This window comes from Mariniflexile jejuense, assembly GCF_042675665.1.
Classification (GTDB): domain Bacteria; phylum Bacteroidota; class Bacteroidia; order Flavobacteriales; family Flavobacteriaceae; genus Mariniflexile; species Mariniflexile jejuense.
Genome location: NZ_JBHTJI010000001.1, coordinates 1,489,649 through 1,513,449 on the forward strand (window position 1 = coordinate 1,489,649; position 23,801 = coordinate 1,513,449).

Genomic DNA, 23,801 nt, shown 5'->3' on the forward strand with positions numbered 1-23,801 from the left:
CAAAAATACAAATTAATAATACAGTTTACATAATAATACTTAGTTTTTTTTTAGCAAATAGCATATATTTTTTCGGCACTAAATTTGCCTATATTTACCAAAAAACAACTATTAAAAATGCAAGTAATAAATCGCAAATTTTTTATTCCTATTCTTCTTTTTCCTTTGTTTTGCCTTTCCCAGATTTCCGAAGTAAATCCTCCAAACTATATTAAAACCGTTAATTTTAAAGGCAATACACCCGAAACACAATTACCTATTTTAAAACTTGGCGAATATGTTATTTTAGAATTTGATGCTTTAAACGGTAATGAAGCCGATTATTATTATAAAATAACACATTATAATTACGATTGGACGCCTTCAGTTTTAATGAAATCGGAATACATGGATGGTTTTGACAACCAACGTATTAGAACTTATGAAAACTCATTCAACTCCTATCAAATTTATTCACACTACCAACTTACCATTCCTAACCAACAAACCAGAGGGTTGAAAGTATCAGGAAACTACATGCTTAGTATTTTTAACAGCAATGACGAATTGGTTTTTTCAAGAAAATTTATGATTTATGAAGATGCTACTGCTGTTGGCGTGAATATAAAACGATCTCGCGATGTTAAATTTATTGAAGAAAAACAGCGTGTTGAAATCATTATTACTTCCAATAACATACAATTAAACAACCCAACACAAAACGTTAAAGCAGTTATTGTGCAAAACAACAATTTAAAAACAGCTATTAAAAACCTAAAACCACAATATACCTTAGGCAACCAACTTATATATAAATATGATACCGAAACCAGTTTTTGGGGCGGAAATGAATATTTGTTTTTTGAAAACAAAGATGTTCGGGCAGCCAATACAGGTATTAGAGCGATAGATTTACAAGAGCTTTACCACAACTATTTATTTACTAATGTTGAACGCGCAAGCAAACCTTACACTTACAACCCCGATATAAATGGCAATTATGTAATTACTGCTTTAGATGCTGAAAACCCAAGCATTGAAGCCGATTATGTTTGGATTCACTTTTCGTTAATTCCGAAGGAAACATTTAAAAATAAGGACATTCATGTTTACGGAAATTTCAATAACTACGTGATTGATGAAAGCACCAAACTTCAATATGATGAAACTTACAATGTTTTTACAAACACAATGCTTTTAAAACAAGGTTTTTACAACTATAAATATGTTGTAGTTAACAAAGATGGTAGTTTGGATGAAGGTGCTATAAGTGGAAATTTTTATCAAACTGAAAACAACTACAAAGTAATTGTTTATTACAGAGATTTAGGCGCACGTTACGATAAAATTATTGGTATTGGCGAAGGTAGCTCGGTTAATATCTCGAATTAATTGCACATTTTAACTAATATTTTAACCAAAGACGTTAAAATTCATCGAATCGCTTTAATATTTAGTATTTTAGCAGCATAATTGAATTTTTATTTCAATAAACCACATGGTTCAACAAGTTACAAGAGGCATTAAAATTTCGGTAGAAACCACCTATGAAGGCTCATTTTATAAAAATTATAAAATACAATACGCCTTTGGATATACGGTAACTATTGAAAATCAAAGCAAAGATTCTGTACAACTTAACGCTCGCCATTGGGAAATTTTAGATGCTTTAAACAACATTGAAATTGTTTCAGGTGAAGGTGTTATAGGCAAAAAACCTGTTTTAAAACCCGGTGAATCATATACATATTCTTCTGGTTGCTTGCTTACATCGCCTTTTGGTGCAATGCAAGGGCATTATAACATGGTTAATTTCACTACTACTAAAAACTTTAAGGTTACTATTCCCACGTTTAAATTGAGTGCACCATTCGCTATAAATTAAGCTTTTCTTTTAGTTTTTAACTAAAGCCACTTTACAAATTATTCAACTGATTGCTTTTCTTATCATCGCTTATCGTCCAAAAGAAACCTACAAAAAAGAATTGATCTGTTGCAGGTTGTAATGCACGTCTGTTAAAATTACCATTTAAATCAGGCGTATTTGCGTATTGATAGCCGTTAATATTTTTATGCCCCAAAACATTGTTTACAGATGCGTATAGTATTTTTTGCGGACTAATTAAATACGCCCAATTCAAACTTAAGTTATTGTATGACTTTGTTTTTTCATTTAAAAAACCAGATTTATTAGGGTTTGTGTACGTTCTTCCTGATGCGAAACCGTAACTAAAACCAACTTGACTACGCCAATCGTCAATCCAATATTTCCCAACTACCGATATATTGTGTCTATTTGCAAAACTAGGCTGCGCTTTGGTTGGATAGTTTTTATAATCGCGTTCGGTATCCAACAACGAATAACTCACCCAATATTCTACATTTTTAATGCTTTTACTATCTCGCCAGAATACATCAACACCTTTAGCAAATCCTGAACCGCTGTTGTTATAATCACTATTAAAGTTGGCAACATCGGAATTATACTTAACCAAATTATTATAATCTTTATAATAGCCTTCTAGCCTAAATAATTTCCTGTCTGCATTATACTGATAATTAAAAATATAATGCGATGTGTTTTGGGCTTTTAAATTTTGATTAAATTTTAAAACATCACTTGATGGGTTTTGATAAAAGTTACCATAAGCTAAAGACACCTGACTTTTACCCGATGTTTTATAAGCCATAGACAACCTTGGTGCTAGTGTGAAATCTTTAAACAATGCACTATATTCGGCACGTAAACCAGTTTTAAAAGCTAGCTTTTTTGACATAAATATATCGGCTTCTGAAAATGCTGCCGCAATATTATTATCAAAACCGTAATTAGCATTGGTTACAACCGCATCATTATAGTTTTCTTTAAAATTAGTAATGAAGTATTCCGCACCAAAATAAAGCTTAAACCTGTTGCTTATTCTATTTCTAAACTTCAATTTAGCATGCAATGAGTTTTCCGCACCTTTAATATCGCTATCAATAATAGCCATATTATTAGTTGCATACGTATAGCTAGCGCCTCCAAAAAGTGTCCATGTAGCATTCAATTCACTTTCATACGACCCGTTTACATACCCGTTTTTATTGTTTAATTTAAAATGAACACCATCTACATAGTTAATATCTTCTTGTGTCAATTCAAAATTAGTTGTATCAAAAGCAGCATATAATTTGAACAACCCTGAATTTGTTTTTTTTCGGAATACCGTTTCACCTGAAAAGGTTTCAAAAGGTTTTATCCAATTATTTCTATTTGAAAACACCTCGTTATAGGGTGCTAAATTAATGTAAGACACATTCGCACTTATAGAACTTTCTTTCCATTTTTTAGTTTTTCCAAGTGCCGCACCAACACTCATAATGCCAATATCAGTTTTATTTTGGTCGGGTTCATCAATCGTATTTAATAACAACACACTTGAAAGTGCTTGCCCAAATTCAGCCGAATAACCACCTGTTGAAAACGTAATACCATCAAACAAAAATGGTGAATACCTTCCTCGTGTTGGGGTATTATTGGTTGTTGGTGTGTACGGTGTAAACACACGAATACCATCAATAAAAATTTGTGTTTCATTAGCATCTCCACCACGCACAAACAACCTACCATCTTCCGCAACCGTAGTTGTTCCTGGCAGGGTTTGTAGCGCACCAACAAAATCGCCCAAAGCACTTGCTGTAGTAACAACATCTAAAGGTTTTAAAACATTCACCTTACTATTATCTCCTGCTTGAAATGTTCCTGCTGATAGCACTACGGCATCTAAAGAACTAACATCTTCTCGCAAAACAATCTTTAAATTCTTCATATTTGCAACATCGGCTATCTTAGTAAATGTTTCAAAAGACAAGTAAGACACCACTAAAGTTTGGTTTCCTGTGTTGGTTGTTTTAAATAAAAATGCTCCAGTTTCATTTGTTGTACCACCATCATAAGTACCATCTAAATAAATATTAGCACCTTGAATTGGCATGCCTTTTTCGTCCACTACCGTTCCGTTAATGGTTGTTTGCGCTACTAAATTCAGTCCTAAAAAAGCAATGAAAAGTGTAATTAATTTTTGCATGATTTTGGTTATTGTTTGTTTACTCAGCAAAAGTGTAGCATTCTTTTTTGGCTAAAAATTATTGATTACCGAACTGTAAAAATTTGGTGATGAATTGAAAAATTCACAAAAAAAAAAAAAAAAAAAACAAATAAAAATACGGACTAAAAAAAGCATATTAAAACCGTTTTTTGATGAAAAATTATTACCCTTTTTACATCAATTAATATTAAAAAACAACCAAAAAAAACAACCGCTTTCTGGTTCGTGAAAAACAAAAAAAGGCATGTTTTATCTTGCTTTTTTTTGAATCAAAATAAACGTTTTTTTACCCCATACTTTAGCTAAGCTTTTTTGCAATTAATTTGAAATTACTTAAACTTTTATTCCTTTAAAAAAGTTAATTGCTTGCCTAGAAAATATAGTTTTTTTAAACGAATATATTTTATAATTTCGAAAAATACTGGCTTAAAAAAGTTTTCACAAGCTTTAATTATTCAAGAACTGTTTAAGCGCCTTTTTCAAATAAAATTTCATTATTTTTCTTGTTTTGAAGCTCAAAAACTCACTATAGATAAAATCTATTAATACCAATTATTAAATTAATAATCAATTAATTAATACAATCAAAACAAACTAATGGTTTAACTTATGAAACGGACGTATAATAAGGCGTGCAGCTTTATCAAAATTAATATAATTATAACACCAATTAAAGAAAACCACTACTCTATTTCGAAAACCAACCAATGCCATAAGGTGTACAAACATCCAAACAAACCACGCAAAAAAGCCAGCAAATTTGTAATGTTTTAAATCTACAACTGCCTTATTTCTTCCCACAGTTGCCATCGATCCTTTGTCAATATATTTGAATTTTTTTAGTGGTTTATTGTTGATTAAATTGATGATATTTTTACCCAAAAGTTGCGCCTGTTGTATGGCTGGTTGCGCTACTTGCGGATGCCCTTTTGGATAGTCTTCAGTAGCCATTAAAGCAATGTCTCCTAACGCAAAAATATTAGAGTAACCTTCCACTTGATTATATGCATTTACTTTATATCTGTTCGCTCTTTCAACTAGTGCTTCTGCTTTTAGTCCGTTAACCAAATCGCCTGTTACACCGGCAGCCCAAATTAAGGTTTCAGACTCTAATTCAAGACTTAAATTGGTCTTAACTTTTTTGCCATCATAATCTTTAACAAACGTATTAAAATGAATAAGCACTCCCAACTTAGTAAGAAATCTTGCTGCTTTTTTTGAGGCGTGTTCACTCATTGTTGGTAACACGCGTGGACTACCTTCTAACAAATAAATTTGCATATCCGAAGGTGTTAAATCTCGATAATCTTTTGGTAGAATATTGTTTTTAAGTTCTGCTATAGCACCTGCAAGTTCCACACCCGTTGGTCCACCTCCTACTATCACAAAATTTAACAATGCCTTGCGCAATACTTTATCATTAGTAATAGCAGCTTGTTCAAAATTTTGCAAAATCAAACTTCTAATGTTTAAAGCTTGAGGTACTTTTTTCATAGGCATACTATTAGCTTCTATTTGTGTATTGCCAAAATAATTAGTTTTAGTACCAGTAGCAATCACCAAATAATCAAAACTAATTACACCTATATCTGTTTGAATTTCCTTAGCATCGGCATCAATAGCACGCACTTTCGTCATTCTAAAATACGTATTATCATAACGCTTTAAAATTTTACGAAGCGGATACGCTATAGAATCGGGCTCTAAACCTGCCGATGATACTTGATACAATAAGGGTTGAAATGTGTGGTAGTTACGCTTGTCTATCAGCACAACTTGTACTGGTTTATTACCTAGTTTTTTTACTAAATTTATACCAGCAAAACCGCCTCCAATTATTACAATTCTAGGCAAACTTGTTTGAGGAATATTCATAAAATACAAAAAAATATCATACAAAGATATAGCGTATCAAATATTTTATACTATTTATAAATTATTATTTTTACCAAGTTGTAACATTTTAAAACAACTAGCTACTTATACAGTAACCAAACCAAAAAATTGAATAAAGAACTAGAACATAGTTTTGTTGAATTGCTAGAAACGCATCAAAACATCATCCATAAAGTGTGCCGTTTGTACACTAATAATTATGATGCACATAACGATTTGTTTCAAGAAATAACCATTCAACTATGGAAAGCGTACCCAAAATTTAGGGGTGATGCAAAATTTAGTACTTGGATGTATCGTGTAGGCTTAAATACCGCCATAACACTTTATAGAAAATCGAAACGTAGCATTGTAACTCAAGATTTTGAAGGCGTAGCATTTATGATGAAAGCTGAAGCCTACGATGATACCGAAGAACAACAACTTAAAATACTTTACAAAGCAGTACACCAATTAAACGATATTGAAAAAGCCCTTGTGTTTTTATATTTAGAAGATAAAGACTATAGCGAAATAAGCGAAACCATAGGTATAAGTGAAGTGAATGCCAGAGTGAAAATGAACCGAATTAAAACAAAACTTAAAACCATTTTAAACCCCTAAAAACTATGGATGAGTTAGAACTATTAAAAAAAGACTGGAAAAAACAAGATACCTCCAAGTATCCACAGTTAACATATAAAGAAATTTATTCGATGATTCATGCCAAATCATCAAACATTGTAAAATGGATATTCATCATCAGCCTACTAGAATTTGCGTTTTGGTTGGTTATTTCCGTATTACTAAAAGGCACACCCATATCCAATAAAATGAACGACCTAGATATAGACCACATTTTAATACCACTAACCATAGTTAGCTACATTGTGTTAATCTATTTCTTTTATCAATTTTACAAAAACCACAAAAACATATCGGCAACCGATAATTCTAAAACCTTAATAGAAAACATATTAAAAACAAGACAAACCGTAAAACAATATGTCGTTTTCAATTTAGCATTTCTAGTTTTAGGCACTTTTTTAGGCGCAACATACGGGCTTAAACACGACCCCAACATTACAGCACAACTACAATCGGCATCATTAAACGGCGGTGTATTTCAAATTTACGCAGGCATTATTATAGTAACCATATTATTACTAGCCGCAGCCATAGGTATTTTGCTATTAATCTATTGGTTAACCTACGGGTTACTACTAAAACGCCTAAACCGTAATTACAACGAATTAAAAAAGTTAGAAATATAATTTATTTGGGCGTTACCCGAAAAGGGTCGGGCTATACACTACAAGTCCTCGCTCGTACCTCGCTGTGGGCTTTTCGTTGCTATCCCTAACGCAAAACAATTAACAATTAACAAAAAAACCAAAGTTACTTCAACTGTTTTTTTTCAAACCTCATTTTTATAACCCTCTAACATTCTAACCGAAAAACCTCAATAACATCACCAACTTCCATAGTATTTAAAAAAATTCTTCCTACCCGAACCCGAACCAAACGCAAGGTAGGAAACCCAACTGCCGATGTCATTTTTCGTACCTGCCTAAATTTACCTTCATTTAAAGTGATTGATATCCACGATGTTGGTCCATGTCTATCATCACGTATTTTTTTTGAACGTATTGGCAAATTAGGTGCTTCTTGCAGTTTAAACACCTCACAAGATTTGGTTTGATATTTTTTACCTTCAAAACCAATTTCAACTCCTGTTTTTAGTTGCTCAATAGCTTCTTCAGTTATATCACCATTTACTTGAGCATAATATTCTTTTTCAACTTTTTGGCTATTTATAAAATCACTCATTTTACCATCGGTAGTAAGCAACAACAACCCTTCCGATTTTTCATCCAAACGACCAATAGCCATAATCCCTTCAGGAAACTCATGTAAATCACCCAAAAATTTTTTTGATTGTTGTTTTGAAGCATTACTTGCAAACTGACTTAAATACCCGTAAGGCTTATAGATTATATAATGCTTATGCATCATTTAAACACTTTAGTTAATATACTATAAACCAATTCTTTAGTTGGCTTTTGCTCGTTTATTTTTTCTCGAACTAACTCAAACGTTACTTTAAAATCACAACCAAGTTTATAGTTACTACACCCATATGCAGTATTTCCTTTTATAACGGCACCTTTTTTACATTTAGGGCATGTTAATTCATCAATTGTGGTTTTAGCAACAACCTGCTTTGGCTCTAAAACCAGCTTAAAATCTGCATCAAAACGCAACAAACCTTCAACCGTTCCTGTTTCTGTTTTAAAGTCTTTTAAATTTACCGTACTACCTTTTTGAAGCAATCGCATATACTGGTTTTCCGATATTTTTTTATCAGCAAAAACAAAAGGTAATACAAAATGGCAACCTACTTTATAATTACCACAACCATACGCCGATTTCCCTTTTATAAGTGTTGCTTTTTTACATTTTGGGCAAACTTCAGCCAAAATACCTGCGGCTTTTAGTTTTTCAGCTTTGGCTTCACGCTTTTTCACATTGATTGCGTGCGATATGTTGGCACGTGTGGTTTCACTACGTACTTCATACACCAAAGCATCAACCATTTGCTTCATATTATTTATAAACTCAGCAGCACTAAATGTCCCTTTTTCAATATCTTTTAATTGCTTTTCCCAAGTACCTGTAAGTTCTGCAGATTTTAATAATTCATTCTGAATCGTATCAATTAATTGAATACCTGTTTGTGTTGGTAACACCTGTTTTTTATTACGAACAATGTATTTACGCTTAAAAAGGGTTTCAATAATATTAGCTCGGGTTGATGGTCGTCCAATGCCATTTTCTTTCATTAAATCGCGTAACTCCTCATCATCAACCTGTTTGCCTGCGGTTTCCATAGCACGTAATAAAGTAGCCTCTGTAAACTGATTAGGTGGCTTGGTTTCTTTTTCTAAAAACGACGGTTCGTGTGGACCTTTTTCACCTTTTATAAAGGTTGGTAATATATCTGGTTCTTTTTCTTTGGAGTTTGAGCTTTCAAAAACCACACGCCAACCTTTTTTTAATATTTCTTTGCCTGTAGTTTTAAATGCTACATTGGCAGCGTTTCCAATAACGGTGGTATTTGACACTGAACAATCATCATAAAACACTGCAATAAAACGTTTTACAATAATATCATACACCTGTTGCTGGTTGTATTGTAAATTTATTTGAACACCAGTTGGTATAATAGCATGGTGATCGGTTACTTTTTTATCATTAAATACTTTAGGCGATTTTTTAATTTTCTTACCTAAAAGTGGCTGTGTTAAAGCGCCATAATTTGTTAGTTTTTGAAGTATGCCATTTACTTTTGGGTAAATATCATTTGGTAAAAACGTGGTATCTACTCTGGGGTAGGTTACTACTTTTTGCTCATAAAGCGTTTGTGCTATTTTAAGTGTTTCTTCAGCTGAAAAGCCAAATTTGGTATTGCAATATACCTGTAAACCCGTTAAATCGAATAGTTTAGGTGCATATTCATTGCCCTTTTTCTTCTCAATAGATACAATTTCAAAATCACTTTCTTTTACTTTATTTGCTAAAAACTCACCATCTTCCTTATTTAAAAAACGGCCTTCTTCATAGCTAAAAAGTGTTTCTCGATACATGGTTTGCAATTCCCAATACGGTTGCGGTTTAAAGTTTTCAATCTCTTTAAAACGGTTTACCACCATTGCTAATGTAGGTGTTTGCACCCTACCAATAGACAAAACCTGTTTGTAACCACCATGTTTTACTGTGTATAATCGGGTAGCGTTCATACCTAACAACCAATCGCCAATGGCTCTTGAAAACCCTGCGTAATATAAATTATCGTAGTTTGTGGCTGGTTTTAAATTCTCAAAACCTTCTTTAATGGCTTCGGTAGTTAATGATGAAATCCATAAGCGTTTTACTTCGCCTTTATAGTTTGCCTCATTCATCACCCAACGTTGAATAAGTTCACCTTCCTGACCAGCATCACCACAGTTTATAACCACCTCAGCTTTATCAAATAAACTTTTCACTATTTTAAACTGCTTTTGTATACCAGAATTTGCTACCACTTTGGTTTCAAACTTTTCAGGCAACATGGGTAAATTGTTTAAATCCCAGCTTTTCCAATATGGTTTATAATCGTTAGGTTCTTTTAAAGTACATAAATGCCCAAAGGTATAAGTTACTGCATAGCCATTACCTTCAAAATACCCATCATGTTTAGTATTAGCACCTAATACTTGGGCTATTTCTCGGGCTACACTTGGTTTTTCGGCAATACAGACTTTCACTTAATTTCTTTATTATTTTGGTGGTGCAAAATAGGAATTTAAGCGTTGGTTTTAAAAAGGAATTGTTAGTAGTTATTAACGTTTTGATGACTGATTAAATAAAAAGATTCTTAATCTTCTTTTAAAAAACACTTATAGAAAACATCGCTACTAAATATCTCGACCAAAACTCACAATTAACTATTAATGATATAGAAAACAGAACTACTGTATGATTTTAATTATTTTAAATAAATAATGAATTAGCTTACAAAAAAATAAAAATAAAAGAATAATCTTCAAAATACTGTTTTTCAAATACTTACAAAATAGTGAAAATAATTTTACAAAAAAAACAGATTAAATGTATTTTTTATCAGTTAAAATGTATATATTTGAATTATTAATGAGGAATTTCTTTCTTTTTCAAGCTTCTCTCCATAGTAAATTAAAAAAATCCTACAAAACAAATCTATATGGTAAAGACCACATTTGTAGCATTATTACTCTGTGCTACGCACTCAATTTTTTCACAAGAAAGCCTTTCTACATCGGGAGGAGAAGCCACAGGTAGTGGCGGTACATCAAGCTATTCGGTTGGGCAATTAGTTTACACAACCAACTCAGGTAGCAATGGAACTTTAACACAAGGTATTCAACAAAGTATTGAATTATTTTCTTTAAGTAATCCTGAATTTACAGGATTAACTTTAAAGTTAGCCACCTATCCAAATCCAACTACCGACTACATCATTCTTAAACTAAAAGACGCTAACTTAAAAGGTCTTACTTATGTAATGTATGATATACAAGGTAAAACTATTTCAAAAGGACAAGAACTTGCAGAAACTACACAAATAAGTATGCAACATCTAGAAACAGGTACTTACATCCTTAAAGTAAACCAAAGTAGTAAAGAATTAAAATCATTTAAAATCATTAAAAATTAAGAATATGAAAAAACTATACACCCTAATAGCAGCTTTATTAATTACAGCTGTAAGTATTGCTCAAACCCCAAGTAAGATAAGTTATCAAGCAATTATTAGAGACACTAACAATAATCTTGTAGCAAACCAAGCCGTTGGTATGCAAATAAGCATATTACAAACGTCGGCGTCTGGAACTGCTGTTTACGTGGAAACACAAAACACCAGTACCAATACAAACGGATTAGTTACTTTAGAAATAGGAACAGGAACTCCAGTTTCTGGTGACTTCTCAACTATTGATTGGGGATCGGATAACTTTTTTCTTAAAATAGAAACAGATCCAACAGGAGGAAGTAGTTATACAATTACAGGAACAAGCCAAATGCTAAGTGTTCCTTATGCATTGTATGCAAAAACATCTGGCAGCTCTACACCTGGCCCTCAAGGTCCAGCAGGTGTTGACGGTTTAGATGGTGCAACTGGTCCAATGGGTCCGCAAGGTCCTGCTGGTAATGACGGTTTAGACGGTGCAACAGGCCCAATGGGTCCTCAAGGTCTAGCAGGTTTAGATGGTGCTGACGGTTTAGATGGTGCTACAGGTCCAATGGGTCCGCAAGGTCCTGCTGGTAATGACGGTTTAGATGGTGCAACAGGCCCAATGGGTCCGCAAGGTCCTGCAGGTTTAGATGGTGCTGATGGTTTAGACGGTGCAACAGGCCCAATGGGTCCGCAAGGTCCTGCAGGTTTAGATGGTGCTGATGGTTTAGACGGTGCAACAGGTCCAATGGGTCCGCAAGGTCCTGCTGGTAATGACGGTTTAGATGGTGCAACAGGTCCAATGGGCCCTCAAGGTCCTGCTGGCAATGACGGTTTAGATGGTGCAACTGGTCCAATGGGTCCTCAAGGTCCTGCTGGTTTAGATGGTGCTGATGGTTTAGACGGTGCTGATGGTTTAGACGGTGCAACAGGTCCAATGGGTCCTCAAGGTCCTGCTGGCAATGACGGTTTAGATGGTGCAACTGGTCCAATGGGTCCTCAAGGTCCTGCAGGTACATATACAGCGGGTACAGGTATTGATATTTCCGGTGGAGTAATTAGTGCTACTGGCGGTAGTTCAACGGCTCCAGAATATGCTTATGCTTATCTTGGAAACTCTAGTACTTTAGGCGCACAAACACTAACATCAATGTTCCCAGCTTCAACTTATGTTAATGGTGTTGTTATGAACGGTTCTTCAATCACACTACATGCTAATAAAATGTACGAAGTTACAGTTGCTTTTTATATCTACAATGCAACTGGTGGCCATACATATAAAATGAAAGATGCCACAAATAGTGCATACCTAGGTACAGAAATCTATTTTGGACAAGGTGGTTCAGATATATCATATAACATGTCTACTACAAACTTTTTATTCAAACCATCAACAGACGTTAATCTAGAGCTTGAAAAAACTCAAGGAACTGATGTTAACTTAATTGGTAAAATTGTAGTAAAAGAAATTAAATAATAAAAAGAATTACTATTTACAAATAAAAGGCTACTAATACAATTGGTAGCCTTTTACTATTTAAATACTTACAACAAACCTTATAAATTCATTTTAATTCAACTGGTTTAAACAATGGTATTATACCCTAAAAACTGTTTATACCATTTCCCTGATGCTTTTACAATACGCTGTTGTGTATAAAAATTAGTATATACCAATCCAAACCTTGGATGATATCCTTCTGCCCACTCAAAATTATCAGTAAATGTCCATGCAAAATAGCCTTCTACATTTAGCCCATCACTTTTGGCTTTATGTACTTGTTCTAAACACGATTGTATGTACTCTAGTCGTTCTGTATCATTAACTTCACCATTTATAAGTTCATCAGTAAAAGCAGCACCATTTTCAGTAATAATTACTTTTTTAACACCTTTATATTGATTAAACTTATGTATCATATTATAAATACTTGGTGGATATACTTCCCAATCCATAAGCGTTGTTTTAACGTTTCGCTTGGAGGCTTTTACTATTTTCGCCTTTAAATATGGTACAAAATAGCTATGTGTTATTACTTCGCGCGTATAATTCTGAACACCAATAAAATCGAAATCAAACACTGCATTTTCAAGGTCGTCTGATTTTACATATGCTTCAATACGCTTTAAAACAGGCACGTATTTGGTAGGATATCCTAAACCTAATGATGGCTCTAAAAATAATCTGTTTAATAAGGCATCGGCTTTTTTTGTTGCCAACACATCTTTAGGTGTATTTCTAAAAGGTGTAACCTGTGAACAGGAAAACGTTGTGCCTATTGTAGCATTTTGCACTAAGGCACGTAATACTTTGCCACCTATGGCTTGACACATTACGGCATGGTGTACTGCGGGTAAAAAGTTTTTTAAACCTTTATTTCCTGGCGCATGCACACCTAAAAAGTAACCCGCGCCCGTAAACACCATAGGTTCATTTAAAACCATCCAATGCTTTACTCGGTCGCCAAAATGAGTAGCACATACCTTGGCATAGTCTTCAAACCAATGCATTATAGCTCTATTTACCCAACCACCTTTTTCCTGTAGGGCTTGTGGCAAATCCCAATGATATAGGGTTACCCAAGGCGTAATACCACATTTTAAACAGCAGTTTATAACGCGATTGTAAAAATAAATGCCATCAGCACTTACCGTTCCGGTGCCGTTTGGCATAATGCGCGACCATGCTAAGGAAAACCTAAAATGTTTTATGTTCATCGATTTCATAAGCAGAATATCTTCTTCAAACTTATTATAAAAATCGCAAGCTATTTGCCCGTGTTGATTGTTTAGTATGTTGCCTTTTTTTGACGTGAAATAATCCCATATTGAAGCTCCTTTATCATGTATGGCATGAGCACCTTCTATTTGATAAGCTGCCGTTGATACACCAAATACAAAGTCTGTTCCGAAATCTTGAGATGTTAAATTGATGTTTTGTTGGGGATTGGTAAAATCCATATCATGGTTTTGCATTATAGATGTTCCTGTAATAACTTATCTATAATTTGTTCTGTACTATCTGGATAATCAACTGTTACAATAGTATCATCTGCTATCCAATTTATAATATCTTTTATATATTTCTTTTTCAATGCTTTTATTACAGGAACGCCCATTTCTTTTAAAGCTGCCGCATTACATTGCTGTTCATACTGCCCTTTCATAGGTATAACCATCAGCTTTTTACCCATAAATAAGGCTTCTGCTGGTGTTTCAAAACCACCACCACACAAAATACCCTTGCTAGTTGCCATACTTTTTACAAAGGCTTCGTTGGTTATCGAATGAAGGCTTATGTTTCCAATAACACTACTTTTTTTAGTATGTTTAGAAAACACTTGCCATGATACTTCTGGTATTTTTGATAGTATTTTTATAATCTTTTCATCATCATACGATGGTAGATACACGGTATAATGTGTACCTATTTCACAAACTACTGTTCGAATATCATGCCGTATTACAGGTGTAAACACATTATCTTGATATGCTTTAAAATGAAACCCATATTGCTTGGTAGTTGGTGCGTATTTTTTAAGAATGAGTTTTCCTAAAGCATCCTTTTTTTTAGGTTTTGGTGCATTTGAAGCTAATACAGCTGCTTGATGACTTAAGCTTACGCAGGGTTTCTTTTTTAGTTTACATGCCCAAGCTGAAACAGGTTCAAAGTCATTAATTACTAAATCATATTTTTCAATAGGCAGCGTGTTTATCTCTTTATGAAGTCGCATAGACTTTGCTTTAAAATACGTTTTCCAAAAATCAACACCACCCTTTTTACCAAACACAAAACTTAACCCTTTTAGTTGGTAGGTTATGGGATATGGTATGTTTATATCGGCCTCTGTGCCACTTACCAAAATATCTAACTCTATATCTTTTTTTTGAAGTATGGGTATAATATCGCGTGCACGACTTAAATGCCCGTTACCCGTGCCTTGTATAGCGTAAAGTACTTTCATACTATTATAGGGTTGCTTTGGGTTGTTTTACATCGGTTTGAAACTCCTTCATCATCATTTGAAAAAGTGCTTTTGTTTCTAAAACATCTTCATCATTGGTATCTACATCTGTATCTTCTTCAACTAAAAAGTGTTCTTTAAAATTAAACAATTGCCAGTTACCTTCTACATACTCTAAGGCTGTTAAGTTTTCAACCCAATCACCCGAATTCATATAGGTTACTGCACCCGCTTCGGTTTCTATGCGTTTTATTTCAGGTTGATGGATGTGCCCACATATTACATAATCGTAATCGTTTTCAATAGCTATATCAGATGCTATTTTTTCGAAGTTATTGATAAACTTTACGGCAGACTTTACACTATTCTTTATTTTTTTAGACATTGATATTGGCCCTTTTCCAAACTTTGATGCCAAAAAGTTAATGGCACTATTAAGTAGTATTAACGAATCGTAACCCACCGCGCCTAGTTTGGCTATAGATTTAGAATGTTGCATAGTTACATCAAACACATCGCCATGAAATATCCATGTTTTTTTACCATCTATGGTTAGCAGCTCTTTGTTTGAAATACTAAAAGTACCCATTTTAAAGCCTACAAACTTTCGCAGCATCTCATCATGGTTGCCGGTTATGTAATTTACTTGTACGCCATTTGTAATCCATGTGGTAATGAGTTTTATTATTTTCATGTGCGACTTTGGCCAGTACCGTTTACTAAATTGCCAAACATCTATAATATCACCATTTAAAATAACGCGTTCTGGCTTTATAGATTTTAAGTATTTATGAAGCTCTTTGGCGCGACAACCATAGGTACCTAAATGCACATCGGAAATCACAACAATATCAACAGCTCGTTTCTTCATGCTATTACACTGTTTTTGTTTGTTTTAATTTTTAGGGAGAAAATAAACCTACTTAAAAACCAAGTAGTTAAAGGCTTTACTGCTAGTATAGATACATCATGTACAATTATCAGCATAGGGTATTATAAAACAACAAAGTTGTAACATTACCTTTAAATACAAGTTACCAACGTATTAAAAAGATGTTAAATGACTTAGCTATTAATAAAATAAGACTATTAATTGAAATGAGTAACGCATTGAAGTTATATATGCACTTTACACCAATACATTACTAAGCTCTTTTTCAAGTCTATCAAAATTTTCTTCGTTTTTAGGAATTGCAAACGCTTTAATTTTATTGCATTCTTCGGCTGTATCAAACAGCATTCTAAAAGCTATTTTGGTTTCTAAAGCACTGATGCTTTCAAAAGTTACTTCCATATTAAACAGTGGTTTACTTACCCTGCGCCATGCAATTAACCGCATGGGTTCTACTATGGTAAACACAGCTTCGTTTTCATAATGTCCTTTATCGGGTCCATGCATGGTAAGTTTCCATGTACCATTAGGACGCAAATCAAACTCATGAAAGGTGTTTGTAAAACCTTCTGGCCCCCACCATTTAGTTAAATGTTCTGGAGTTTCAAAAGCTTTATAAACTTTTGCCAATGGTGCTTTTAGCAACCTAGAACTATATATTTGGTTATTAAGATTCTGTTCCATGTGCGTGTTTTGGTTTTTTAATTACTTACAAGGTTTATAATAAAGCGTTACCGCACCACCTCTAAAGGTTTTGGTTTTTATTAATTTGAGAATGGTTCTGTTGGTTAGGTTTTCAAACAAAGGCAAACCACCTCCTGCAACAACAGGATGCACACACAGTTGGTATTCATCAATTAAATTAAGTTTCATTAATTGTATTATTAAACTTCTACTGCCTACCAAAATGTTTTTACCTGATTGTTGTTTAAGTTCTAAAACTGTTTCCTCAAGAGGTTTGTTTGCAAGTTTAGCAGTATTCCAAGTTAGGTTTTCAAGTGTATGCGAAAACACTATTTTAGGAATGTTGTTCATAGCTATGGCAAAATTATCCATTACTTTTTCGCCCGAAGGTTTTTTTAATAGTGTTTCCCAAAACCCCATAAGGTTATAAGTTATTCTGCCATACAGTATTACATCTGCATTACGTATTAATTCGGCATAATGCTGGTGTAATTCGGCATCGGGTAGTCCTGCGGTATGGTCGCATACACCATCAAGTGTTGTATTTATTGCAGCAATTAGTTTTCTCATTCTGCATTAATTAGTGGTTGTTATATTACGCTTTACTTACAATTCAATAACCGAAAACCCAATATGTATATTTCCAGTTTCTTTATCAACAAATAATTCTCTATCTTCTATGGTGCCATGACACGTTTTTTCAGAGCAAAAAAGCGAGCCACCAGCAAGTCTTACCAAGTTATTCACTTTAGTTTCTGTAATATCCCATACATTACCCACAATATTTACTTTATCAATTTCAGAAATGGGAAATTTGTTTTCCGAAACAATAATGCGGTTATCATGCTTTACAACTTCCCAATATTCGTTATAAGTAGGAAGTCTTTTTTTAGCCCATTTGCAGTAAGCTTTTGCGTCATTATAACTTACTTGAGTAACTGGAAGTTTTTTTGAAGAAACGCCATTAATGCCATCAGGTTTTTTCCAATTTGCATTATCTACTTTTTTATAATTATACACGTCAACTTGTACTATAGACCATCCATATGCATCAGCATCGGTAACATATCCTGTTTCGTTTACAAATTGCTCAAATTCAGCATATGATACTGGTTTTAAGGCTAATTCCTTTTTTTTGCAAGACGTAAAAAGGATAAGACAAAGTAAAATACACTTCCAAATATTCAAGGTAATTTCAGTTTTTTAATATTGGTAAATAATATGTTTAGATTTTGGTTTTTGGTTTTCACCTAGCCTTATGTATTTGATTGCAAAAGGTTATTTAGGCTAATATAATGAACAATTGGTAATTGACAATTGATTTACTTCTTTGCTAACAAAATGACTAATCTACTTAATTGTAATTCCTAATTATAAGATTGTTCCTTTACATCCAATAATAATTCAATTCAGACATCGATTTAGATTTAAAAAACATGGTTGTAAGTATTAAACTACTAAACCATGAAGATATAGAAAATACTTATATGCGTATATTTTTTTACTGATAAAAAAGGGAATTTCATTAGTTTTTATATTGTTTTAAACACAACTTCAACCTTTATCTCATTTAAAACGCATGCTTTAACTTATACCCTATCTAATGTTCCTAAAACTCTCACCTAGTTTACCAAATTATTACACACAAGCCCGTTTTTAAACATGTAAGAGCAGGATAGTTATCATAGATATTAAAAATATATTTGTTTAGATTGACTAAATGCAGCATTTGAACCTGCAAATATAAGCTTAAAAACAACCAACTAAACCACCTATAAAAATGAAGACAACCATAAAAAACATATTGTTTGCCACTCTTTTTGAAGTTAAAAAATTATTTAAAAATAAGGTACGTACAAACCTATCTTTAATTAGTTTCATAGCTCTTTGGAGTTGCTCACTTTTTGGGCAACGTTACATGGAAAACCTTGACAGGGGATTAATTGCCATGCGAACAGGTAATAATTCTGTACTAATAAGCTGGCGAATAACTGGGATAGAATACAAACAGAATGCCACTTATAATCTATATCGTGGCACAACATTAATTGCTTCTAATCTTAATGTTTCAAATTATGTTGATGCTACCAATACTAATTACACCTACCGAGTAGCCGCAATAATTGATGGCACCGAGCAACCACTATCACCTGCTAAAAGTCTTAAAGAGCTAGAGTACTTTACAATACCAGTAAGAGCAGTAAACGGTGGTTATACTACCCATAATTTAAATGATGCCTCGATAGGCGATTTGGATGGTGACGGTGAATACGAAATTGTTATAAAAAGACTATCAAATGACGAATCGCCAACATCACCCCACAACCATTACCTTGAAGCTTATGAACTTGATGGTACCTTTATGTGGGCTATAGATTTAGGCCCTAATTTACTACACGCCGTAGAGGTAAACTTTTTGGTTTACGATTTTGATAATGATGGAAAAGCAGAAGTTGCTACCAGAACTTCAGATGGTATGATTGACGGTGTTGGTAATAATATTGGCGACAGAGATGGCGACGGACAAACCAATTACCGTTCTTCTGCAGCACAAAATGGCCCTTTTTGGTTTAGAACCCAAGGTCCCGATTATATATCAATATTTAATGGTGAAACTGGCGCAGAAATGGCATGGGATTATTACATTGCTTTAGACCCAATAGCACATTGGGGCTTACCAGGGCAAAACCTTTCTCAACTTGGGCACAGGGCTACCAAATGCATGTGGGCAGTTGCCTATCTGGATGGTGTAAACCCAAGTATAGTAATTGGGCGAGGTATTTATGAACGCACAAAACTTGAAGCATGGCATTTTAGTAATGGTACTTTAACAAAAGATTGGGCTTGGGATAGTAGCCCTAATGGTGTAGCAACTGCTTATCATGGGCAAGGAAACCATAACCTAGCGGTTGGTGATGTAGATGGCGACGGCAGAGACGAAATAACCTATGGTGGTATGGCGGTTGATGAATACGGTAATGGCCTTTACTCTACCACGTTTGGCCATGGCGATGCTGCTCATTTGGCAGATATAAATCCTGATATTACTGGTTTGGAGTATTTTAGCTGTCAAGAGCATGCTAATGGCACAACAATACCTGGCATATCTTTAAGAAATGCTGAAACTGGTGTCATACAATGGGCAAATTGGTCGAGTGGTGACATTGGAAGATGTATGGCTGCCGATGTAGATAAAAATTATAAAGGCATGGAAATATGGGGTTCTGATGGGTCTGGTCTTCGCAGTTGTACAGGTCAGCTTATATCTACCTCAATACCACAAACGGCAGGTAACGGCGATTCATATAATTTTGGTATTTGGTGGGACGGTGATGTACAACGTGAAATAGTTGACAGAACCGTAATTACCAAATGGAATGGCTCTGGAACCGACAGGGTTGCCACATTGTATAATATTGCACCTATTTCATCTAATAATAGTACTAAATCAAACCCTTGCTTGATGGCTGATATATTAGGCGATTGGCGAGAAGAAGTTATCTTCAGACGTTCGGACAATACAGGATTAATTGTATTTGTTTCACCTTATAGTACAACGCAAAGAATGTACACATTAATGCACGACCCTAACTACAGAACAGCTGTTGCATGGCAAAACAATTCTTACAACCAACCACCTAACCTTGGGTTTTATTTTGGCGGCGACATGGATACACCTCCATCACCTAATATTCAATTGGTTAATGCTGGGCAACCGCTAAACGTATCTCAAAGAGAAACAAAGGCTATAAATTTGTATCCAAACCCATCAAAAGGTATTTTTAATGTAAATTTACCAGTTGCTATTAATACAGTTACTAGCGAATTATATAACATTAATGGCGCATTAGTTTCAACCCAGAAGCATGAGCTATACGGAAGAAACTTTAAATTAGATATAACTGATAAACCTACTGGAATGTATTTCTTAAAAATTAATTTAACCGAACCAGTAACCTTAAAAATTATAAAAACCGATTAATAATAACTTCATTGAGAACGCAGTGAAGCAATCTGTTCATCATTAAAGTCATTGCGAGGAACGAAGCAATCTGTTTAATCGAAACTCCTATCATGAGTTTACTTCGGTCGTTCCTTCCTAGTAATGACGTTAGTTAAGTCATTGAGAACGCAGTAAAGTTATCTGTTTAATAAGCACGTCTTTGCGAGGCACGAAGCAATCTTTTAATTGATAGTTCTTATCATGAGATTGCTTTGTGCCTCGCAATGACAAATACTTTCATAAGTTTACTTCGGTCGTTCCTTCCTCGTAATGACGTTAATCAAAATAAAACAACCAACCGTCAGACAAATCATTCCATTCTGGATTAGTATTTATTATTAAATCTTCTTTGTTTTTTCTATTGCCTGCTTTTAGCTGTTTTTCTCTAGTAATTGCTTGGTTAATATCTGAAAAATCTTCAAAGTAAACCAACTTATCACAATTATATTTAGCTGTAAAACCTTTGTAGGCTTTTGTTTTATGCTGATATACTCTTTTTAATAAATTAGCAGTTACGCCTATATAAATAACAGTGTTATTCTTATTGGTCATAAAATATACATATGATTTATTCATATAATAGTTTTGTCTTTTACGCCTTTGCGAGGTACGAAGCAATCTGTATAATTGGAACTCCCTTCATGAGATTGCTTAACTGCGTTCGCAATGACGGTATGTTTATCGTTTACGTCATTGCGAGGAACGAAGCAATCTTTTTAATCACAACTCCAATCATGAGTTTACTTCGGTCGTTCCTTCCTCGTAATGACGTTAGTTAAGTCATTGCGAACGCAGTAAAGCAATCTGCTAATCATTAACGTCACAGTGGCGGCAACTACTTTTATTCCTTATTTATTTTAAATGTTGATATGTAAATTCCTATTGCTAAAGAAATTCCAATAAAAAGTAACGAAAACCATTCAGGAATATCAATCCAATTTGCTGTTATTAATTTTAGTGAAACAAAGACTAAAATTGAAAATACGCTATATTTTAAATAAATAAATTTATCTAACATATTAGCAAGAAAAAAATAAAGCGACCTTAAACCCATTATTGCGAATATATTAGAGCTATAAACAATAAATGGGTCTGTTGTAACCGCAAAAATTGCAGGAATACTATCTAAAGCAAAAAGTAAATCGGTAAATTCTATTGTTATTAAAGCTCCAAAAAGTGCCGTAAACACTCTTTTTCCATTAACTTTTGTTATATATTTCCCACCGTCTAATTCCTTACTAAATCGAAATATTTTAGCTATACCTTTCGGTTCTTCAACTTCTTTATGTTCAGCTTCTTTTTTTAGCATTTTCAGAGCAGTAAACAATAAAAATAAACCAAAAACAATGTTCATTCCATGAATTTTTTTAATCAAAATTATTCCAACACTAATTAAAATAGCACGAAATATTATTGCTCCAAGAATACCTAGAAAAAGCAATTTGTGTTGGTATTGTATTGGTATTTTAAATGATGTAAAGATTATTGCAATAACAAATAGATTATCAACACTTAAAGATAATTCAATAATATACCCTGTTAAGTATTTTACTACTGCTTGTATTGGTTTAAGGTTGTTTATATTATCAACAAGACTATTGTTATAAAACCAATAAATAAAAGAGGCAAATATTAATGCATTTGCTACAAAGAAAATAGTTTCAAAAATAGCTCTCTTAACTGAAGTAATACGGTTCTTTTTGTGCAAGACGAAAAAGTCAATTAACAAAAGAATTACTACGTAAGATATTAGTGTAATCCAAGGCAAATAATTCTCCATAGTTCTTGCTTTTTTTTAAGGTAGCAAATCTATAATGTAAATGGCTTGTTGCGTGTTTTAAGCACCTAATTTAGCAAATACGTACCGAATAAAAAACCTCCGAGGATTTATTTAAAGTAAGATATTACATCAATTACTTATAACCATTGTTGTACCTCGTTTCTTATTCAAATAATTCTTTGTCTAATTTGTTCTTTTCGTAAGCTTTATAATATTTTTCTGTTTTAGAAGACATTGGAACGTTGTTCTTTTCGTTACCTATAAATTCTAATAAAATTTTAGCTCCGCCAAGTTGAACTTCTTTAACATCTTCTTGTTCACTATATTTTTGCCCTTCTTTTGGTTTGCATTCTAAAATTCTATTATAATTTATTTTTTGATCAAGTGAATAATTCATCATAGCAATCATGTATAAATACTGTTGTTGATTTTGGTTAGTTAATACTTTGTAGAAATCACTACCTATTGGTATGTTTAGCCCAGTATCTCTATTTTTCCAAAATCCAATAATTTTGTTTGCAGCTATAAATTCAGTTCCATTGGGATATATAGGGTTTGAAAAAATGTAGTTACATGCATCAAAAATCAAATTTTCATAGTTTTTATATTCAGGATTTTCATCTTGTTCCATCTTTTCAAAAGATTCCGAAAAAAGTTCTTTTGATGATGAAGGAAATGTAAAAGAAGTCCAAAGTCTTGATTTTACAATTTCGTTTTCAAATTTACCTGGTTTAAATTCCACCGTTTTAATAGCTTCCTCAATTAAATCATTTGTTGATTCTGAATTTGGATATGAATTTACAGTAAGATCAGTAATTTGTGCATCTTCTGTTATAGTTAAATAAACATATACATTTCCTTTGAAATTAAGTTTTGAAGTAAGTTTAGGGTAAATAAGGTTTCTTAAATTCTTTTCAGAACAAGCAATTTGCTCTTTTTCTGAGAGTCCAGATTCGCAGTTGTTTTCAAATGGTAATTCTGTTAATACTGCATAATGATAAATTCCTTCTTTTTCTTGTTTGAATGGTTTTACTTTATATCCTCTTTCAGCTGTTTTGTCAGCATCTAAAAAATGTCCTTTTGGTATTTGTCCAATTGCAAAACTTGGAATTAAAAGTAAAAAAGTGAGAATGTTTAATTTGTATTTCTTCATTTTGTTTATTTGGTCAAATGTTTTACAACGGTTACATCTAATAATAGTGCGGTTTTGTGTGTGAGGATTTTCGAAGGAAAATCAGAGTGACCAAATACGCACTAAACATTAGATTTAATTAATAA

At 33.3% G+C, this 23,801-nt stretch carries 20 protein-coding genes; 7 read left to right on the forward strand and 13 right to left on the reverse strand.

The features are described 5' to 3' along the window. The first annotated feature begins 117 nt into the window (after window positions 1-117). Together ACFQ1R_RS06460 and apaG are read left to right on the forward strand one after the other, a co-directional pair. Window positions 118-1,371 (forward strand): type IX secretion system plug protein, encoded by a 1,254-nt coding sequence (locus tag ACFQ1R_RS06460; protein WP_379925316.1) that lies wholly within the window; start codon window positions 118-120, stop codon window positions 1,369-1,371. A gap of 106 nt (window positions 1,372-1,477) precedes the next feature. Further along, window positions 1,478-1,864, forward strand: a complete 387-nt coding sequence (gene apaG, locus ACFQ1R_RS06465) for a Co2+/Mg2+ efflux protein ApaG (RefSeq protein ID WP_379925317.1) — start codon at window positions 1,478-1,480, stop codon at window positions 1,862-1,864. A gap of 31 nt (window positions 1,865-1,895) precedes the next feature. Here apaG and ACFQ1R_RS06470 read toward each other — a convergent pair whose 3' ends face one another. Further along, a complete protein-coding gene (locus tag ACFQ1R_RS06470) occupies window positions 1,896-4,049 on the reverse strand; it encodes a TonB-dependent receptor (RefSeq protein ID WP_379925318.1) in 2,154 nt (717 codons plus the stop codon). Window positions 4,050-4,664: 615 nt separating this feature from the next. Next, window positions 4,665-5,945 carry an NAD(P)/FAD-dependent oxidoreductase gene (locus ACFQ1R_RS06475; protein WP_379925319.1) on the reverse strand — a complete coding sequence of 427 codons (1,281 nt, stop codon included), beginning with the start codon at window positions 5,943-5,945 and terminating at the stop codon, window positions 4,665-4,667. 129 nt (window positions 5,946-6,074) lie between these two features. Here ACFQ1R_RS06475 and ACFQ1R_RS06480 point away from each other — a divergent pair, with 129 nt between their 5' ends. Both ACFQ1R_RS06480 and ACFQ1R_RS06485 read left to right on the forward strand, forming a co-directional pair. Further along, complete coding sequence (locus tag ACFQ1R_RS06480; protein ID WP_379925320.1) at window positions 6,075-6,569, forward strand: RNA polymerase sigma factor; 495 nt, start codon at window positions 6,075-6,077, stop codon at window positions 6,567-6,569. 5 nt (window positions 6,570-6,574) lie between these two features. Next, complete coding sequence (locus tag ACFQ1R_RS06485) at window positions 6,575-7,219, forward strand: hypothetical protein (protein WP_379925321.1); 645 nt, start codon at window positions 6,575-6,577, stop codon at window positions 7,217-7,219. 166 nt (window positions 7,220-7,385) lie between these two features. Here the strand turns inward: ACFQ1R_RS06485 and ACFQ1R_RS06490 are convergent, their stop codons facing one another. Further along, window positions 7,386-7,958: a pseudouridine synthase gene (locus tag ACFQ1R_RS06490; RefSeq protein WP_379926318.1), complete on the reverse strand. Its 573-nt coding sequence runs from the start codon at window positions 7,956-7,958 to the stop codon at window positions 7,386-7,388. Continuing rightward, entirely contained in the window at window positions 7,958-10,252 is a 2,295-nt protein-coding gene (locus tag ACFQ1R_RS06495; protein WP_379925322.1) for a type IA DNA topoisomerase, read from the reverse strand. The genes ACFQ1R_RS06490 and ACFQ1R_RS06495 overlap by 1 nt, the downstream gene beginning before the upstream one ends. Window positions 10,253-10,707: 455 nt before the next feature. Between ACFQ1R_RS06495 and ACFQ1R_RS06500 the strand changes: the two genes are divergently transcribed. Further along, entirely contained in the window at window positions 10,708-11,181 is a 474-nt protein-coding gene (locus ACFQ1R_RS06500; RefSeq protein WP_379925324.1) for a T9SS type A sorting domain-containing protein, read from the forward strand. A gap of 4 nt (window positions 11,182-11,185) precedes the next feature. Continuing rightward, entirely contained in the window at window positions 11,186-12,676 is a 1,491-nt protein-coding gene (locus ACFQ1R_RS06505) for a hypothetical protein (RefSeq protein WP_379925325.1), read from the forward strand. 107 nt (window positions 12,677-12,783) lie between these two features. Here the strand turns inward: ACFQ1R_RS06505 and ACFQ1R_RS06510 are convergent, their stop codons facing one another. The 6 genes from ACFQ1R_RS06510 to ACFQ1R_RS06535 all read right to left on the reverse strand — a co-directional run bounded on the left by ACFQ1R_RS06510 (window position 12,784) and on the right by ACFQ1R_RS06535 (window position 17,928). Next, window positions 12,784-14,175: a GH1 family beta-glucosidase gene (locus ACFQ1R_RS06510; protein WP_379925326.1), complete on the reverse strand. Its 1,392-nt coding sequence runs from the start codon at window positions 14,173-14,175 to the stop codon at window positions 12,784-12,786. After that, on the reverse strand, window positions 14,175-15,164 hold the full coding sequence (locus tag ACFQ1R_RS06515) for a glycosyltransferase family protein (protein ID WP_379925327.1): 990 nt from the start codon (window positions 15,162-15,164) through the stop codon (window positions 14,175-14,177). The genes ACFQ1R_RS06510 and ACFQ1R_RS06515 overlap by 1 nt, the downstream gene beginning before the upstream one ends. Before the next feature lie 4 nt (window positions 15,165-15,168). After that, entirely contained in the window at window positions 15,169-16,035 is an 867-nt protein-coding gene (locus ACFQ1R_RS06520; protein WP_379925328.1) for a UDP-2,3-diacylglucosamine diphosphatase, read from the reverse strand. Window positions 16,036-16,293: 258 nt separating this feature from the next. Further along, the gene (locus ACFQ1R_RS06525) at window positions 16,294-16,740 is read right to left on the reverse strand and encodes an SRPBCC family protein (protein WP_379925329.1); all 447 of its coding nucleotides are present in this window, start codon (window positions 16,738-16,740) and stop codon (window positions 16,294-16,296) included. Between the two features lie 21 nt (window positions 16,741-16,761). Further along, complete coding sequence (locus ACFQ1R_RS06530; protein ID WP_379925330.1) at window positions 16,762-17,310, reverse strand: dihydrofolate reductase family protein; 549 nt, start codon at window positions 17,308-17,310, stop codon at window positions 16,762-16,764. 36 nt (window positions 17,311-17,346) lie between these two features. Beyond that, complete coding sequence (locus ACFQ1R_RS06535; protein ID WP_379925331.1) at window positions 17,347-17,928, reverse strand: SUMF1/EgtB/PvdO family nonheme iron enzyme; 582 nt, start codon at window positions 17,926-17,928, stop codon at window positions 17,347-17,349. 592 nt (window positions 17,929-18,520) lie between these two features. On the opposite strand from ACFQ1R_RS06535, the gene ACFQ1R_RS06540 reads away from it, so the two are divergent. Further along, complete coding sequence (locus ACFQ1R_RS06540) at window positions 18,521-20,722, forward strand: rhamnogalacturonan lyase family protein (protein ID WP_379925332.1); 2,202 nt, start codon at window positions 18,521-18,523, stop codon at window positions 20,720-20,722. 297 nt (window positions 20,723-21,019) lie between these two features. Here the strand turns inward: ACFQ1R_RS06540 and ACFQ1R_RS06545 are convergent, their stop codons facing one another. From ACFQ1R_RS06545 to ACFQ1R_RS06555, 3 genes are all read right to left on the reverse strand, one after another. Next, window positions 21,020-21,319, reverse strand: a complete 300-nt coding sequence (locus tag ACFQ1R_RS06545; protein WP_379925333.1) for a GIY-YIG nuclease family protein — start codon at window positions 21,317-21,319, stop codon at window positions 21,020-21,022. 265 nt (window positions 21,320-21,584) lie between these two features. Then, window positions 21,585-22,523, reverse strand: coding sequence for a TerC/Alx family metal homeostasis membrane protein (locus tag ACFQ1R_RS06550; protein WP_379925334.1), 939 nt, complete (start codon window positions 22,521-22,523; stop codon window positions 21,585-21,587). Between the two features lie 163 nt (window positions 22,524-22,686). Next, window positions 22,687-23,676, reverse strand: coding sequence for a hypothetical protein (locus ACFQ1R_RS06555; protein ID WP_379925335.1), 990 nt, complete (start codon window positions 23,674-23,676; stop codon window positions 22,687-22,689). Between the last annotated feature and the right edge of the window lie 125 nt (window positions 23,677-23,801).

Bases quoted from the DNA above. Each gene is read 5' to 3' on its own strand.
- ACFQ1R_RS06460 (WP_379925316.1), top strand. From the start codon at position 118: ATGCAAGTAATAAATCGCAAATTTTTTATTCCTATTCTTCTTTTTCCT.
- apaG (WP_379925317.1), top strand. From the start codon at position 1,478: ATGGTTCAACAAGTTACAAGAGGCATTAAAATTTCGGTAGAAACCACC.
- ACFQ1R_RS06470 (WP_379925318.1), bottom strand. From the start codon at position 4,049: ATGCAAAAATTAATTACACTTTTCATTGCTTTTTTAGGACTGAATTTA.
- ACFQ1R_RS06475 (WP_379925319.1), bottom strand. From the start codon at position 5,945: ATGAATATTCCTCAAACAAGTTTGCCTAGAATTGTAATAATTGGAGGC.
- ACFQ1R_RS06485 (WP_379925321.1), top strand. From the start codon at position 6,575: ATGGATGAGTTAGAACTATTAAAAAAAGACTGGAAAAAACAAGATACC.
- ACFQ1R_RS06490 (WP_379926318.1), bottom strand. From the start codon at position 7,958: ATGCATAAGCATTATATAATCTATAAGCCTTACGGGTATTTAAGTCAG.
- ACFQ1R_RS06500 (WP_379925324.1), top strand. From the start codon at position 10,708: ATGGTAAAGACCACATTTGTAGCATTATTACTCTGTGCTACGCACTCA.
- ACFQ1R_RS06505 (WP_379925325.1), top strand. From the start codon at position 11,186: ATGAAAAAACTATACACCCTAATAGCAGCTTTATTAATTACAGCTGTA.
- ACFQ1R_RS06510 (WP_379925326.1), bottom strand. From the start codon at position 14,175: ATGCAAAACCATGATATGGATTTTACCAATCCCCAACAAAACATCAAT.
- ACFQ1R_RS06515 (WP_379925327.1), bottom strand. From the start codon at position 15,164: ATGAAAGTACTTTACGCTATACAAGGCACGGGTAACGGGCATTTAAGT.
- ACFQ1R_RS06520 (WP_379925328.1), bottom strand. From the start codon at position 16,035: ATGAAGAAACGAGCTGTTGATATTGTTGTGATTTCCGATGTGCATTTA.
- ACFQ1R_RS06525 (WP_379925329.1), bottom strand. From the start codon at position 16,740: ATGGAACAGAATCTTAATAACCAAATATATAGTTCTAGGTTGCTAAAA.
- ACFQ1R_RS06530 (WP_379925330.1), bottom strand. From the start codon at position 17,310: ATGAGAAAACTAATTGCTGCAATAAATACAACACTTGATGGTGTATGC.
- ACFQ1R_RS06540 (WP_379925332.1), top strand. From the start codon at position 18,521: ATGAAGACAACCATAAAAAACATATTGTTTGCCACTCTTTTTGAAGTT.
- ACFQ1R_RS06545 (WP_379925333.1), bottom strand. From the start codon at position 21,319: ATGAATAAATCATATGTATATTTTATGACCAATAAGAATAACACTGTT.
- ACFQ1R_RS06550 (WP_379925334.1), bottom strand. From the start codon at position 22,523: ATGGAGAATTATTTGCCTTGGATTACACTAATATCTTACGTAGTAATT.
- ACFQ1R_RS06555 (WP_379925335.1), bottom strand. From the start codon at position 23,676: ATGAAGAAATACAAATTAAACATTCTCACTTTTTTACTTTTAATTCCA.